The following is a 1276-nucleotide window of genomic DNA, read 5'->3' as shown; positions in this document are numbered from 1 at the left end:
CGCCGTGCGTCCAAGGCGATCGAGCCCGGCGGCGGCAAGCAGCGTCGCATCCATGTCCCCGGCTGCGACCCGCGCGAGCCGCGTATCGACGTTGCCGCGGATCAGGACGATGTCGAGATCGGGGCGCGATCGCAGCATCTGCGCGCGTCGCCGCGGCGAGCTGGTGCCGACGACCGCGCCCTGGCGCAAATCGGCAAGCGTTTCCGCGCCGATCAGACGGTCGCGCACGTCCGCGCGCGGCAGCATCGCGGCGATCTGCAGGGTCTGCGGGCGGATCGTCTCGACATCCTTCATCGAATGCACGGCGCAGTCGATCTCGCCGTCGTGCAGCGCGCGATCGAGCTCCTTCGTCCACAGCGCCTTGCCGCCGATCTCGGCGAGCGCGCGATCCTGCACACGGTCGCCCGTGGTGCGGATCACGACCGTCTCGATCCGATCCGGGGACCAGCCATGCGCGGCGCACAAGGCGTCGCGCACCATGCCTGCCTGCGCGAGGGCGAGGGGCGAGCCGCGCGTGCCGAGCCGAAAACTAGTCATGACGCCTGCATGCAGAAACGCGGCGCGTTCGACAAGCGTGAGGACAAGCCTTGTCCGGCGCGATAGGGATATGGGATGATCATTCTGGGTATCGAATCCTCCTGCGACGAAACCGCCGCCGCGCTCGTCACCGCCGATCGACAGGTGCTGGCGCACCGGTTGCTCGGGCAGGAGGCGGCGCATGCGCCGTTCGGCGGGGTTGTGCCGGAGATCGCGGCACGCGCGCATGTCGAGGCGCTCGAGCCGCTGATCGTCGCGGCCCTGGCCGATGCGGGGCTCAAGCTGGCCGATGTCGATGCGATCGCCGCGACGGCCGGACCGGGGCTGATCGGCGGGGTCATGGTCGGGCTCGTCACCGGCAAGGCGCTCGCGCACGCCGCGGGCAAGCCGTTGATCGCGGTCAATCATCTGGAAGGCCATGCGCTGTCGCCGCGGCTGTCCGATCCCGATCTCGCCTTCCCCTATCTCCTGCTGCTGGTGTCGGGCGGGCATTGCCAGTTGCTGCTGGTCGAAGGGGTCGGCGCCTATCGCCGGCTCGCGACGACGATCGACGATGCCGCCGGCGAGGCGTTTGACAAGACCGCCAAGATTCTCGGCCTCGGCTTTCCCGGTGGCCCCGCGGTCGAGCGGGCCGCCGCGCTTGGCAATCCAAAGGCCGTGCCGCTGCCGCGCCCGCTCAAGGGTTCGGCCGAACCGCATTTCTCCTTTGCCGGTCTCAAAAGTGCGGTCGCGCGGGTCG

The 1276-nt window shown here is 69.8% G+C and carries 2 protein-coding genes; one reads left to right on the top strand and one right to left on the bottom strand.

Features of this window, described 5'->3' with window-relative positions; all coding sequences use genetic code 11:
* A partial coding sequence (gene hemC / locus sphst_RS13670) for a hydroxymethylbilane synthase (RefSeq protein WP_107045692.1) occupies positions 1–537 on the bottom strand: 537 nt, incomplete at its 3' end.
* Positions 538–612: 75 nt separating this feature from the next.
* Between hemC and tsaD the strand changes: the two genes are divergently transcribed.
* Positions 613–1276 (top strand): tRNA (adenosine(37)-N6)-threonylcarbamoyltransferase complex transferase subunit TsaD (tsaD, locus tag sphst_RS13665; RefSeq protein WP_107045691.1); only part of this gene is annotated, 664 nt, incomplete at its 3' end.

The sequence above is a fragment of the Sphingomonas sp. STIS6.2 genome (assembly GCF_000732685.2).
GTDB classification, from domain to species: Bacteria; Pseudomonadota; Alphaproteobacteria; order Sphingomonadales; family Sphingomonadaceae; genus Sphingomonas; species Sphingomonas aerolata.
Note: the sequence above shows the minus strand (reverse complement) of the source record. Positions and strands in the feature narration are given on the sequence as shown.